This is a genomic window from Streptococcus sp. ACS2 (assembly GCF_000525585.1).
GTDB lineage: Bacteria > Bacillota > Bacilli > Lactobacillales > Streptococcaceae > Streptococcus.
The window spans coordinates 20,783-33,883 of the sequence record NZ_JALT01000031.1 but is presented as its reverse complement, the minus strand read 5'-3'; the positions used below and the strand labels follow the sequence as shown (position 1 = coordinate 33,883).

The window sequence follows — 13,101 nt, the reverse complement described above, 5'->3', positions numbered from 1 at the left end:
ATCCTCCTCAATCAGTCTGCAAATACGTCTTCGTAGAGAGCTTCTTCTTTTGGAATTGGGCTCTCTTGAGCAAAGTGGATTGCATCTTCAACATCTTTTTGTGATTGGGCAACAATCTCATCCAATTCATCTTGGCTAAGGATACCCTTTTCAGTTACCAGATCACGAAATACTTCCAAGGCATCCACATCTGCCCATTCTTTTTCGATTCCATCTGGTGCTTTGTATTTTTGCTCATCTCCTTCGAAATGGCCATGGTTACGATAAGTAATAGCTTCAATTAACGTTGGACCATCTCCACGACGCGCACGTTCAATGGCCTCCTTAGCCACTTGATAAACAGCAAATAAGTCCTTACCATTAACGCGAACTCCAGGCATATTGTAAGCTTGTGCACGTTCAGCAATTGTTGGAGAACCTGATGAATACCATTGTGGTGTTGATTCTGCAAAAAGGTTGTTTTCATTTACAAATACCACAGGTAGATTCCAAATAGAGGCCATGTTTAAGCACTCATGAAAATTACCTTCATTGGCAGCACCATCACCAAAGAAACATACAGCAACATCATCAGTCTTTAGATATTTGTTGCGCATAGCAGCACCCGTCGCAAGACCAAAGCCTCCGCCTACCATACCATTAGCACCAAGGATTCCTTTATCCAAGTCAGCGATATGCATAGAGCCACCCTTACCTTTACCAAGCCCAGTAGACTTACCAAAGATTTCAGCCATCATTTTTTTAAGGTCTCCACCTTTAGCCACACAGTGTCCATGTCCTCGATGTGTGCTAGTAATGTAGTCTTTATCAGTCAGGTTAGCACATACCCCAGTCGCAATAGCTTCCTCACCTGAGTAAAGGTGAACAAATCCTGGAATTTGACCGATTGAAAAGAAATGTCGTGCATTTTCTTCAAAATTTCGAATATCCCACATAGTCTTATACATGGATTTAGCCTCTTCTTTTGAAACATTTTCCACACCAAGATCATGGGCAGTCTGAACCTTAACTTCTTCCTTGGTTAAGGTTTGTCCCTGATGTTTTTCTTTCATTAGGGCTTGTGGCAATTCTTGATAATGTGTCATATTGTTTCCTCCTTCTATAGAGAGCTTTATAAAAAACAAATATTATTGACAGATATATAGATTTGAAAAAATGAGAATGGCTGTGCTAAACCTATCCATCGACCTTAGGACCTTAAAATCAGTCTTGCAACTTCCTGAACCAACTCAGAAATTGTTGGATGTGCAAAAATTGTCTTATCAAGCTGATCAAGTGTTCCTTCAGCATCTTTCAAGACAATCAAGGATTGTAGAATATCAGTTGCATGTGGACCAATGATAACGGCACCTAATAGTAGGTGATAGCGTTTTTCGGAGATAATTTTAACAAAACCTTTTGCTGAATTAGACGCAATGGCTCGACCATTATAAACATAAGGAAGTTGACCAACTAATATATCATATCCTTGTTGTACCGCCTCCTCTTCTGACAAGCCAAAGGAAGCAATCTCTGGCGTTGTAAAGAGCGACCGTGGAACACTTGAATTATCAACTGGTTCCTCAGCCTGACGACAAATGGCTCGAACAGCTTTGATTCCCTCGCTACTAGCAACATGAGCCAACATATATCCAGGAATCAAATCCCCAATCGCATAAACACCTGTTTGAGATGACTCGTAATAACTATCTACCTTAATAAAGCCTTTTTCGGTCAGCTCCAAGCCCATCATTTGGGCTAACTCAATATTTGGCTTACGCCCTGTTGCTACAAGTAAGTTATCATAAGAGTAGGACTTCCCATCTGCTAAAATTACAGCATTTTCTTTAACCCTATCTATGCTAACTCCCTCCAGAATGGTAATTCCAAGTTGTTCCATCTTTTCTCTAATAATGGAACGTGCTTCGTCATCTTCAGTTGCTAAAATTGTTGGTGCAACCTCTATCACTGTCACATCCACACCAAGTGGAGCCATGGCAAAAGCTAACTCAACGGAAATAATACCTCCACCAATGATAACCAAACGTTGAGGAAGTTCCTTTAAGTTGAAAAAGCTATCTGTTGTCAAATAGTTAACATCGTTAATACCAGGAATAGGAGGAATAAATGGATGACTCCCCGTCGCCAAAATAACAGACTTACCTGAGACTCTTTCACCATTAACTTGGAAGGTTTTATCAGAAATATAAGCTGCCTCACCTTCAATATAGGTGATACCTAATTGTTTAAAACTTGATTGAATACCAGACTGTAGTGTTGCTACGACTTGATCTTTGCGAGCAACAAGTTTTTGAAAATCAAGATTATCATTTAAAATTGTTACTCCATACTGAGAGGCTTCTTTAGCAGCTAATAGCCAATGGGCATGTTCAAGATAGGCTTTGGATGGGATACAGCCAACGTTCAAACAAGTGCCACCTATGGAGTTTTTCTCAATGACAGTTACCTTTTTACCTAAACGGGCAGCTTCTTCAGCAGCAACATAACCACCAGGACCTGCCCCTATAATGAGAATATCACATTGACTCAAAACAATACTCCTTTCTAGAATGGAAGTCGGCTGTTAGCCGAACCACTTCATGTAGGACAAAAACTCGGAGATATTTTTGAAAGCGTTTTCTATATTTTGATTATAAAACTAATACTTATGAAAATCAAGTAATTCACTGAAAATGTGATGTTTTGGTGGTGAAAACATTCACAAGCAATGCAAACGTATGCCATTCTCTAATCGGGATGATGTTAGTACTTATATTTTGCTGATTTGTATAAGAACTAGAAAAATACAAATCTCCCCTAATCATTAAATAATTCTTCAAAATGTTATAAAAAACACTCTAGCGTCTATAGCTTGGATAAAACTATAGAAATTAGAGTGCTTTTACTATTAGAAAGAATATGTATATGGAGTTAAAAAGGAATTTGAATTAATCTAAAGAAAGTTAATTTTTCAACTGAATAATATTATAAGAATATCGATTTGTAGTTATTTGAAAGTAATCTTATAAGTGAGTAATTAGGAGTAGAATATGACAACTCTATTTTTTGTAGAGTAGCTTTTGTAGCTTTTATGTGAAAAATCAATTGACTATTTAATTATTTATCGTCCTTTTTAATCATATTTTTCACACCTTCGATAGCTCCTTCAACAGCATCTTTGGCATCTTCGGCAACTTCTTTCACTTTTGAGACTGCTTTTTCCGCAGCACCTTCTTTTTCTGTTTTTTTATCACCAGTTAATTTTCCGACACCTTCTTTAAATGCGCCTTTAGCTTGGTTGAGTTTTTCTTCTACTGACATAATATTATCCTCCTTTGGACATAAAGATTTTTAAATATGAACGCTCTTAAACAATACATTCAAATTTTTGAGTATAAAAAGATAAGTTAAATTATAGCTTTTGTGTTGAAGTCGAGTCATAAACAGCTTGAACACCCTCACTAACGTTATCTTTATTTGCTGATAAACCATTAGCTAGTCCATGTTTACCACTTTTTTAATTTATCGGCACTAAGTTTGCTAGTTGATTGGAGTCTTCCTGTCGAAATATTGAAAATTATTCTTTTTTCCCTAAGAAAAATGATACTACTGCAACAACAATAACTGCCCCTAAAATTGACGGAACTAAGGCCATTCCAGCTAGTCTAGGTCCCCAAGAACCGAAGAGTGACTGTCCAACAGATGAACCAATTAAACCTGCAAAGATATTGGCAATTATTCCCATGGAACCTCCCTTTTTAGTGATTCCACCAGCAATAAAACCTATAAAGCCTCCGACAATAATAGCCCAAAGCATAATGTCTCCCCCTTTCTAAATTGAGGAAAGTTAGATTGTTTGGAAAATCAAACCATCTAAAGAGTTACATTTTAGCTAAAACATTTTTTATATTAATCTTAACAATCATAAGATTAATGTTAGTATATACCTGTTAATAACAGTATAAGTTAATCAAATTGATAAGTCAATGAAAATGTTTGCGCTTACACAAAAATAGACATGAAAACCATCATTGGCCTTTGCAATCGGTTGCATAGTTTTACAATTTCGCTTATCTCATTTTTTTATTAAAAATCTATACATACTTCTACTGTTATTAGGACTTCCTCTAAATGGATTGATTTATGAATAAAAAGTTTGATTAAACTGCTACATTCATATGATTGATTAGCATTTTAGCCACAAAAGAAAATAGCCCTAAGACGTTCGAGTGACGAAAGTAAAAATAAAATGTATAATTGAGACATGTAAACCCTTACACGTTTTTCTTTAAATAGTAAGTATCTAACAAAATAGTATAAATAATACACCAAACACTGCATCACTTTCAGTAGGAATTTAAAATTAATATGGAGTAGTGAATTGATTACAAATTGAAAGTAGAATATAAAACACGCCCACGTAAAGAAGTTACAATAATAATGGCCAATGATTTAGATACGTCGTCAAAGAGTGAGCTTAAAAAGTTGACTATACTAACAAAGAGGGAGTACTGTTATGGAAAAAGTTTTGAAGGATGGTAAACTTTATTCTCTAATAGAATTTAGGGACAAAATCTATGAGGATTTAGATTTATCAAAAAGTGACTTAACCACTTTATTGTGTGCGATATTGATTGCATCTATTGGTTTGAATATGAATTCTATTCCAACAATCATAGGGGCAATGTTGATTTCTCCATTGATGACACCTATCCTTGGAGTAGGTTTTGCGTTAGCAATATTAGATACAAAACTTCTCAAAAAGTCGTTTAAAATTCTTTTTATTCAAGTTGCAGTAAGCCTTTTAGCCTCTACACTTTATTTTTTACTTTCGCCCATTTCTTACGCAAGTACTGAAATTATTGCTAGAACTTCGCCCACAATTTGGGACGTTGTAATAGCATTCGTCGGTGGATTAGCCGGCATTATTGGAGCACGAAAGAAAGAAGCTAATAACATTGTTCCTGGTGTCGCCATTGCAACTGCTCTTATGCCACCCGTTTGTACCGTGGGGTATTCTATTGCCACAGGAAATCTTGAGTATATGATAGGGGCGTCATATTTGTTCTCCATTAACTGCAGTTTTATTATGATTGCTACATATATTGGCACTAATGTGATGATGGTTAATAATCCTTATGTTAAACATAATCGTAAAGCCTCTAAAATGCGAAAAATATTAATTCTAGTCTCGCTTGTTCTTATTATTCCAAGTTTAGCTTCTGCAACTGCCTTAGTTAGAGATACGCTAATCAATGAGTCTATCAATAATTATCTATCTGATCAATTTGAAAACCATACTATTTTGAAAAAGAAATATAGTAAAGAAAATAATACACTAAAGCTAACCATTTCAGGTAAATACCTTTCAGAAGCTGAGTTACAAGGTATCATTAACAAACAAAATGAATATGGTTTGAAAAATATCTCGATTCAGGTTTCACAATTAACAAATGATAGATTAACTGAAAAAGAATTAGTAGACTACATCATTCAATATAAAAACGATGATGATCTTCAACAAATAGAAAAGGATAAGTAAAAAGAATCCCCAAATAACAACAAGTAATGTGAGATATTAATTTGATAAGCATAAGAAACCGTTGAAAAGTATTGTCACTAGTAGTCCATAGGAGAAAATAGCAATGAAAAAAGTAATGATAATTATTAATCCAACTTCTGGAGGAGAAACAGCATTAGATTATAAAGAGAGCTTGGAGAATAAGGCTAAAAAGTATTTTGATTATGTTGAAACTAAGATTACGCAAAAAGCCAAAGATGCAACTCAATTTGCTGAAAAAGCCTCTAAAGAAAAATATGATGCAGTAATTGTTTTTGGTGGAGACGGTACTGTAAATGAGGTTATTTCAGGGATTGCTGAAAAAAATCACATCCCAAAACTTGGGATTATTCCTGGTGGAACTGGTAATTTAATCACTAAGCTATTAGAAATCAACCAAAATATTGATCAAGCGATTGAAGAACTTGATTTCAATTTTACTAAAACCATTGATGTTGGAAAAGCTAATCAACATTATTTTGGCTATATTTTTAGTGTTGGATCTTTACCAGAAGCTATTCATAACGTTGATATTGAAGATAAAACAAAGTACGGTATCTTTGCATATGCAATCAATACGATGAAGTCCGTTGTGGAAGACGATGTATTTAATGTTCGTATTGAAAGCGAAAATGGCAATTATGAAGGTGAAGCTAGTCAGGTCTTAGTTCTTCTATCTAATTACTATGCAGACAAAAAACTATTTGATGAAAATACAGATGGATATGGAAATATCTTGATTTTAAAAGATGCATCCATCATTTCTAAATTATCGACTATCCCAGATTTGTTAAAAGGGGATCTAGTAGGTAACGATAATATCGAATATATCAAAGCGCGTAATATTAGGATTTCTTCAGAGGTTGAGTTAGAGTCAGATGTTGATGGAGACAAATCGGATAATCTTCCAGTAGATATAAAAATACTAGGGAACCATATCGAAGTGTTCTCAGGCACCAAAGTATAGTTTTTTCTCTTCTACTTCTCCAACAAAAAAGTTTTAAATGATATAAGTTACTGCATCAGCAACAATAATAGTCCTGTCCTTTTTGAAGTTAGGATATAAGTCAAAGGTAACTAAATTACTTTTAATATACGGAGTTAAGGCGTTTTTTGATTCATGTCTAAAACCTTTTCGGAAACATCAACTGTGATGGTAGTTTTCGAGCATAACAAAAAGTAGTGAAGAGATTCCATCGTCGGAATCTTCTTCACTACTTTTCTTCTCTCTTTCCTACTCAATCACCAATAGCAGCATTTCAGAGTTTCCACTCTTCAATCAACCAGTCCGAAAAAGCATCATATCTTTCTTGGAGATGGTCATGATGACCGTAAGGGTCAAGTGCTGAATAAGTGGACAAGCACTGTTTTTTGATGCATTCATGTACTTCTTTGGCAAAGCTAGGAGCCTTGGCCAGTCTATTCTTATGATTAGCCCCTTCGGTCAAACCGTTACATAAATAGACCGAGCAAGACTTATTGAGAAGCTGGTGGGATTGGCAGTAGGCTACAAAATCTGGATACCAGAAGGATCCACAAATGGAAAAGATAAAAGGCATCTTATCACTGCTATAAAGACTGTGGATAGCAGCCAAACCACCCAGCGAGTAGCCTCCATAAGCCATACGACTGTCATCCAATCGAAACTCCTCTTGGATGCTATTTAAAATATGGCCAAATAGATGGTCATGATAGCTAGCTTGCTTGCCACCAAAATCAGGGCTTCCAGGTCTCAAAGCCTGAGCATACCAAGGTGTAAAATCATCCAAGCGATTCTTAGGCTCAAGGCCTACCAGGATAACAGAATCCGCTAGTTTTCCCAGATAATCCAGTTGTCCATCATTCAGAAAAACAGCTGGATAAGTCTTAGTAGCATCATAAGACTCAGGAAGGGCAATCGTCACTCGAATGCCATGGCAGACAAAGTCTTTATTTATTAACAAAGTCATTAACCTTCTCAAGAGAATCAATCACAGATGGACCGTAATCCATAAGCTCATCATAAGAAATAGTCATGATTTTCTTGTTTTTAACGGCTGGTACATTTTCAAGAACAGCGTTCTTTTCCATCTTGTCTGTAGCATCCTTGTCCATGGCCTTATTACGGTCACTAGTTACATAGATAATCAATTCTGGTTCCATAGACACGAGATTTTCCAGAGTCAAATCTGATGTTCCTGTCGCAACATTGGTATAGCCAAGCTGATTAAGCATACTTTCTTGAAGGGCAGATTTGTAAGTTCCAAAGGTCTCATCGTTGTAGGCACACATGATCAGAGCCTTCTTCAAGTCTTTGTCAGAAGACTTGTTTTTCTTTTTAACGGCGTCAATACGCTTTTGGAGTTGTCCTGCATACTTGTCTGCCTTGTCTTGAACGTTGAAAATGTCACCAATATTTTTAACATCTTCGATGATATTATTCAAATCTTGTTTGGTTGTTGAAACAGAAGCTTTTTGCGTATAGACGGGAATGTCGTTGCTGTTCCACGTGCTGATGGTTCCCATTGATTTGTCTGAGAACATCATGTTACGACCAATAAGGGCATCAGGTCCGTAAGCCAAGATGGCTTCTTGAGAGATAGTCTTCTTATCACCGATATGTGGGATTGAGGCAATGTCTTCCTTATATTTATCGGTTACTTCATTGTCAGGGTTAAGCATACCGACAATCTTGTCTTTTAAACCAAGCTCAATCAAAATTTCCGTTGATGAAAGGTTGTTTGTGATAACCTTTTCTGGTGCCTTTTTGAAGACTTGATCTAGCTCAGTTCCTTGATCGTCATAAGTTTTGACGGTCAAAGGATACTGGGTTTCTGAGTTAGTCTTTTTCACCGTTTCTTTTGCTGCTGATGACGATGATGTGCTGTTTTTATATGTAGAACTGCATGCTGTCAATGTGAGGACTGCTGCAGCGATTAATGCGATACCAAAAGTTTTCTTGTTCATAAGGCCTTCCTTTCCTAGGCTTATAAATACTGAATCATTGCCTGCTGGTCATCCGTCCAGGTAATACGACTCTGAACATCATAAACTGCCTGCAAGGATTGTGGGGTTACGGCATCCCTTGGGACACCTTGGGCAACAATCTCACCCCCTTTCATTAAGTAAATATAATCTGAAAAACGACAGGCCAATTGAATATCGTGGAGAACTGCGAGAACATTAATGCCGAGTTCCTTGACCAAGGCCAACATCTCCAACTGATACTTAATATCCAAATGGTTGGTAGGCTCATCCAATAAAAGGAGTTTGGGTTCCTGAGCCAAAGCACGCGCTAGGATAACTCTTTGTTTTTCGCCACCTGATAAGGACGAATAATAGCGTGTCTTCTTTTCAGACATGCCAACCTTGTCTAGGGCATCCTGGACGAGCAAGTGGTCCCGCTCCGATTCTTTTTGCAGAAAGGAAAGATGGGGTGTTCGGCCAAGCATGACAATTTCTTCCACCGTGCAATCAAATTGAAGGGTGTTAAACTGTGTCACAACAGCCATTTCTTTTGCAGTTTCCTTTAGGCTTACCTGATCTAGGCTTTTACCATCAAGTAAAATCTGACCGCTATCTGGTTTCAACTGGCGATAAATGGTTTTTAGCAAGGTTGATTTCCCACTCCCATTTGGTCCTAGTATGGTCTGGAATTGTCCACCTTCGACCTTTAGGGAGACTCTATTTAGGATTTTTTTCTCTCCAATCGAATAATGAATATCCTTACACTTTACATCCATAAGTCTAAACCACCTTCCTACGATTTTTAGTCACAATATAAATAAAGAAAGGTGCGCCAACCAAGGCTGTAAAGATACCGATAGGTAACTCCGCATTTTTAACGAGGATTCTAGCCAAGACATCTGCCCAAACCACAAACAAGGAACCTAGGAGAGTTGCTACTGGAAAAAGCTTACGATAATTAGTCCCGACTAAACTTCTGGCAATATGAGGGGTAATCAAGCCCACAAAGCCAATAATACCACAACTAGCAACCAAGACTGCCGTTATGATCGCAACGATGGCGATATAAAGATACCAATAGAGTTTAAGTGGAATCCCTAAAGTCAAAGCTGCCTCATCTCCCATCATCATGGCATTGAAGACACGATACTGAGTTGAGAAAAAGATAAAGGCTAAACCAACCACTACTGCTGGAAGCATCAAATCTGACCAAGATGTTCCTGTCAATGAACCCATAGTCCAAAACTTAATGGTCATAACACTATCTGCTGTCGCTCCAATAGAGATTATAAAATTGGCAAAGGCAATAAAGAGGGCATTAACAACCGTTCCAGATAAAATCAAGCCAGATGTGGTCACTCTCCCCTGCATAGAGGCAATAATTAGGACAAGAACCGTCGCTAGGATAGCTCCCACAAAGGCACCCAAGCCTACCACAGCTTTAAGCCCTAAAATGATGGCCAAGGTTGCTCCAAAAGTTGCACCCGCCGAGATTCCTAATATATAGGGCTCAGCAATAGGATTATTAACGGTTGACTGCATGACACTCCCAGACATGGAAAGACCTGCACCAACTATTAACCCTAGGATAACCCTAGGAACTCGCATATTCCAGATAATAGCTTCAAGTGGTTTGGCTATGCGTTGACTGGCAATCGGAAACCCCAATTTTCTGAGGATGACACCATAGGTATCACCTATATCTATAGTGACCGCTCCTAAGGATACTGCAACAAAAACTGACGCTACTACTAAAAATAGAAGCAAACAGAGCAGGCTTAGGTAGCGGGAAAAAACAAGATGTTTTGTTTTTTTAAAAGGCATTAGCACCTCCTTTCCACCTGTAATGTCAGAAAATTTTGACAATACCTTTTTAGTATAACATGCCTCAAAAAGATGGGCAAGGTCATCTGAGTATTACATAGAAAAAAGAGTAGTCTTGAACTACTCTTAAGATTTATAAATAATTGAAGCAAAGTGATAAAAAAGTCGGTTTATCATTTAACTTTCTCCACACTGCTACTAGCAATTCTCATGGCAAGAAGGATTATCAGCACCTTAATTACAAGGGATAATCCAAGGTTCTCCTCAGTTGATGACAGTTGCGATAAAGCATTGATCAACGCATGTGTCATCACACAAAGCCAAAGGCTTCTGGTCTTTGTATAAATAGCGGATAAGATGAAACAATTGCTTAATAAGCCTAGCAAAAATGGTAGCAAATGAACCGTGGCCATAGACCCATCAATATAAAAATAGAGTAAATGCCATAGTGACCAGGCTACAAAGGTACACAGCGTAGACACTAGATAGGTCAACTTTTCTTGCAAAGTAGGCTGGAAAAAATGGCGCCAACCAATTTCTTCGATTCCACCAAAGACGAGGGCTTTTACAAATAAAATTATGGGGAAATACCAAGTTGGAATAATCATTTCCCCACTAAAGACCTGTGGTAAAAAATCCAAACCTATAAAAATGAGGACTAAGAGATAGTTAAGAGGAGCTTGTTTGACTTGGAAAAAATCTCTGACAAGCTGTTTAAAACTGGAGTGATAATAGCGGATACTAATAATTGCTCCCCAAATGGCTGATGACAAGCCACCTAACATAAGGGTAAAGAGGCCAATTGGAGTCCCATAATCAACCCTAACTTCTCCTGCTCTTAGCAGCCAAACAAGGAGACTGACCAGTAAGATTTGTCCAAGGGTCCCTGCTAGATAAAGCAACAAGGCTTGTTTTCTTTTCATATCTTGCTTCCTTTTTCTTCCCTATTCAAACTTTCGTCTCACGATAACCTAGTCCATATCCACCCATTTGCCATTGTCCATGATAAAGGGTTTGGCTAGACCTGGTCCGGTATAGTCCTTGTACTTGGTTGTGAGATACTTGTAGCAATCTTTTTTGCTGGCAAATTTAATGGCTTGGTAGGGCTCTTCAAAGGTTAACTTTTCAACAAATAAGTAGCCATCCGTCGTAGGCACCAAGACTCCGACGTGACCGACAAAAAGGGAATCACCATCCAAATTATCGTGGACAACAACCGACAGCATGCGTGCCTTGTCGTCAAAGGTGAACTGTTTGTAGTAATCCTCCATATGCTTGGCGTGAACCTTGACATCTTGGGTAGCTTCGGTCTTGACCCTTGAAAAAAGAATGTCAAAGTTTGCCTGGTCCTTGGCATTAAAGAGCTTACCCTTGTCAATGGCGTCCTTGTCTTGGAAAAGGAGCTCAGTATCACTTTTGACTTGAGGAATCTTGATTTTGCCTTTCAGTAGCGTGTAGGTGTTGATACGGCAGTTGGTACCAATAAAGTCACCATGCTTGGCTGTCCACAGGCTACTGATTTTTTCCACATCATAGTCTGTTTTGGTAAATGGCGCAAAATCCCCAGAAAGACCAACAGTACCCATGGTATCATTGTAATCCCTAACCAGATTGATAAAGTTATCCACACTCTCCTCGTCCAAATGTTTCGAGAGAATGGAACGCACCTCATTAAGACTGGCCTTGCTATTAAGGTTGGAGTAGCTTGGTTTTTCCTCCTTTTTGTGGATATGTGCAAAAACTGCTAAACCGACAAGTAGCAGGCTAGAGATAGATAAAAGAATTAGCGTCTGTTTTTTCAAAGTTTTCATAGGCGCCTCCTTGGATTCATTATACCAGATTTTGACAGCTACTTAATCTCAGGATACTTTTCCACAAGAAAAAGCCTTGGCAACAAGGCTTTAGATTGAGGACAAAAGCTTTTACTTGAGACTTTACTTAGGTGATAGCGGACGCCAGCGAACTTCTTCGAAGTTCCATGGCTAATTTTTGAGCCTAGAGTCTCAAAAATTCCGAACGCCTGAAATACCAATTCTTCAGGCGTTTTTATCACAGCGTAAAGTCTCAGTATAGGCTCACACCGTTTGAAGACTATGGATTTTTATCATTTTTTCTATATTTTTTATTATTTCCAAAATAGCTGTTCAATTTTAATGATATTATCTACAACTTTTTCGGGACTTTCCGATAAATCATTATCAATCCAGGATGAGATAATGGTTTCAAAAGATGTAGAGAAGGCTTTTATCACAATTTCATCTGAAATCTTCGTCTTTTTCTTGATCTTTTCTCTAATAGCTGAGTTGTTATTTATAAGATCACAAATAAGTTGTTGAACCTTATCTTTAAATTGAACGTGAGGTGCTTTTGAAATTGCTTTAAAATGTTTATAGTCATTTTTTATTAATAGTAGAGCCTTTAAAAGCATGTCCTCTTTATCTAAATTTCCTTGAGCTAAAATCTCCCAAAATCTTTGCATCGTCTCTGTTCCGATAGAGTATGCTAAATCATCCTTATCAAGAAAATGTTGATAAAATGTTCCCCTACTAACATTTGCTCTCTGAGTTATATTTCCAATGGTTATTTTTGAGTACTCCATTTCAAGTAGGAGGTCTATCAAAGCAGACTTGAGGTTAGTAACGCTATTAGTCTTTCTTTTCTTTGTCATTTTTTCCTTAATTAAACATATTGTTTGATGTTGTCATGGTCAATATATGGGTATTATTATATTCTTTTTATGTGAATTATAAAAGTTAAAAAAGACTGTTTTATGTTCACTAAGATAATTGATG

The 13,101-nt window shown here is 37.4% G+C and carries 13 protein-coding genes; 2 read left to right on the top strand and 11 right to left on the bottom strand.

Translation table 11 applies throughout. The features are described 5' to 3' along the window. Positions 1-11: 11 nt before the first annotated feature. From HMPREF1517_RS06480 to HMPREF1517_RS06465, 4 genes are all read right to left on the bottom strand, one after another. Complete coding sequence (locus tag HMPREF1517_RS06480; protein ID WP_014634179.1) at positions 12-1,085, bottom strand: thiamine pyrophosphate-dependent dehydrogenase E1 component subunit alpha; 1,074 nt, start codon at positions 1,083-1,085, stop codon at positions 12-14. Positions 1,086-1,189: 104 nt separating this feature from the next. Beyond that, positions 1,190-2,530 (bottom strand): dihydrolipoyl dehydrogenase, encoded by a 1,341-nt coding sequence (gene lpdA / locus HMPREF1517_RS06475; RefSeq protein ID WP_037600317.1) that lies wholly within the window; start codon positions 2,528-2,530, stop codon positions 1,190-1,192. A 566-nt stretch (positions 2,531-3,096) separates the two neighbouring features. Next, on the bottom strand, positions 3,097-3,300 hold the full coding sequence (locus HMPREF1517_RS06470) for a CsbD family protein (RefSeq protein ID WP_002886207.1): 204 nt from the start codon (positions 3,298-3,300) through the stop codon (positions 3,097-3,099). A 256-nt stretch (positions 3,301-3,556) separates the two neighbouring features. Further along, positions 3,557-3,796, bottom strand: coding sequence for a GlsB/YeaQ/YmgE family stress response membrane protein (locus tag HMPREF1517_RS06465; protein WP_002890536.1), 240 nt, complete (start codon positions 3,794-3,796; stop codon positions 3,557-3,559). Positions 3,797-4,495: 699 nt separating this feature from the next. Here HMPREF1517_RS06465 and HMPREF1517_RS06460 point away from each other — a divergent pair. Both HMPREF1517_RS06460 and HMPREF1517_RS06455 read left to right on the top strand, forming a co-directional pair. Then, positions 4,496-5,521, top strand: coding sequence for a DUF389 domain-containing protein (locus HMPREF1517_RS06460; RefSeq protein ID WP_037600309.1), 1,026 nt, complete (start codon positions 4,496-4,498; stop codon positions 5,519-5,521). 103 nt (positions 5,522-5,624) lie between these two features. Then, entirely contained in the window at positions 5,625-6,506 is an 882-nt protein-coding gene (locus HMPREF1517_RS06455; protein WP_037600307.1) for a diacylglycerol/lipid kinase family protein, read from the top strand. 292 nt (positions 6,507-6,798) lie between these two features. On the opposite strand, the gene HMPREF1517_RS06450 is transcribed toward HMPREF1517_RS06455, so the two are convergent. From HMPREF1517_RS06450 to HMPREF1517_RS06420, 7 genes are all read right to left on the bottom strand, one after another. Then, entirely contained in the window at positions 6,799-7,488 is a 690-nt protein-coding gene (locus HMPREF1517_RS06450) for an alpha/beta hydrolase-fold protein (RefSeq protein ID WP_037600305.1), read from the bottom strand. Next, positions 7,469-8,485: an ABC transporter substrate-binding protein gene (locus tag HMPREF1517_RS06445; RefSeq protein ID WP_021144450.1), complete on the bottom strand. Its 1,017-nt coding sequence runs from the start codon at positions 8,483-8,485 to the stop codon at positions 7,469-7,471. The genes HMPREF1517_RS06450 and HMPREF1517_RS06445 overlap by 20 nt, the downstream gene beginning before the upstream one ends. Positions 8,486-8,505: 20 nt before the next feature. Beyond that, positions 8,506-9,261: an ABC transporter ATP-binding protein gene (locus tag HMPREF1517_RS06440; protein ID WP_037600303.1), complete on the bottom strand. Its 756-nt coding sequence runs from the start codon at positions 9,259-9,261 to the stop codon at positions 8,506-8,508. Positions 9,262-9,265: 4 nt separating this feature from the next. Next, complete coding sequence (locus tag HMPREF1517_RS06435; protein WP_037600300.1) at positions 9,266-10,309, bottom strand: FecCD family ABC transporter permease; 1,044 nt, start codon at positions 10,307-10,309, stop codon at positions 9,266-9,268. Between the two features lie 173 nt (positions 10,310-10,482). Then, positions 10,483-11,232 carry a CPBP family intramembrane glutamic endopeptidase gene (locus tag HMPREF1517_RS06430; protein WP_037600298.1) on the bottom strand — a complete coding sequence of 250 codons (750 nt, stop codon included), beginning with the start codon at positions 11,230-11,232 and terminating at the stop codon, positions 10,483-10,485. 48 nt (positions 11,233-11,280) lie between these two features. After that, the gene (locus HMPREF1517_RS06425; protein WP_037600295.1) at positions 11,281-12,120 is read right to left on the bottom strand and encodes a DUF4300 family protein; all 840 of its coding nucleotides are present in this window, start codon (positions 12,118-12,120) and stop codon (positions 11,281-11,283) included. A 314-nt stretch (positions 12,121-12,434) separates the two neighbouring features. Next, positions 12,435-12,977: a TetR/AcrR family transcriptional regulator gene (locus HMPREF1517_RS06420; protein WP_037600293.1), complete on the bottom strand. Its 543-nt coding sequence runs from the start codon at positions 12,975-12,977 to the stop codon at positions 12,435-12,437. Between the last annotated feature and the right edge of the window lie 124 nt (positions 12,978-13,101).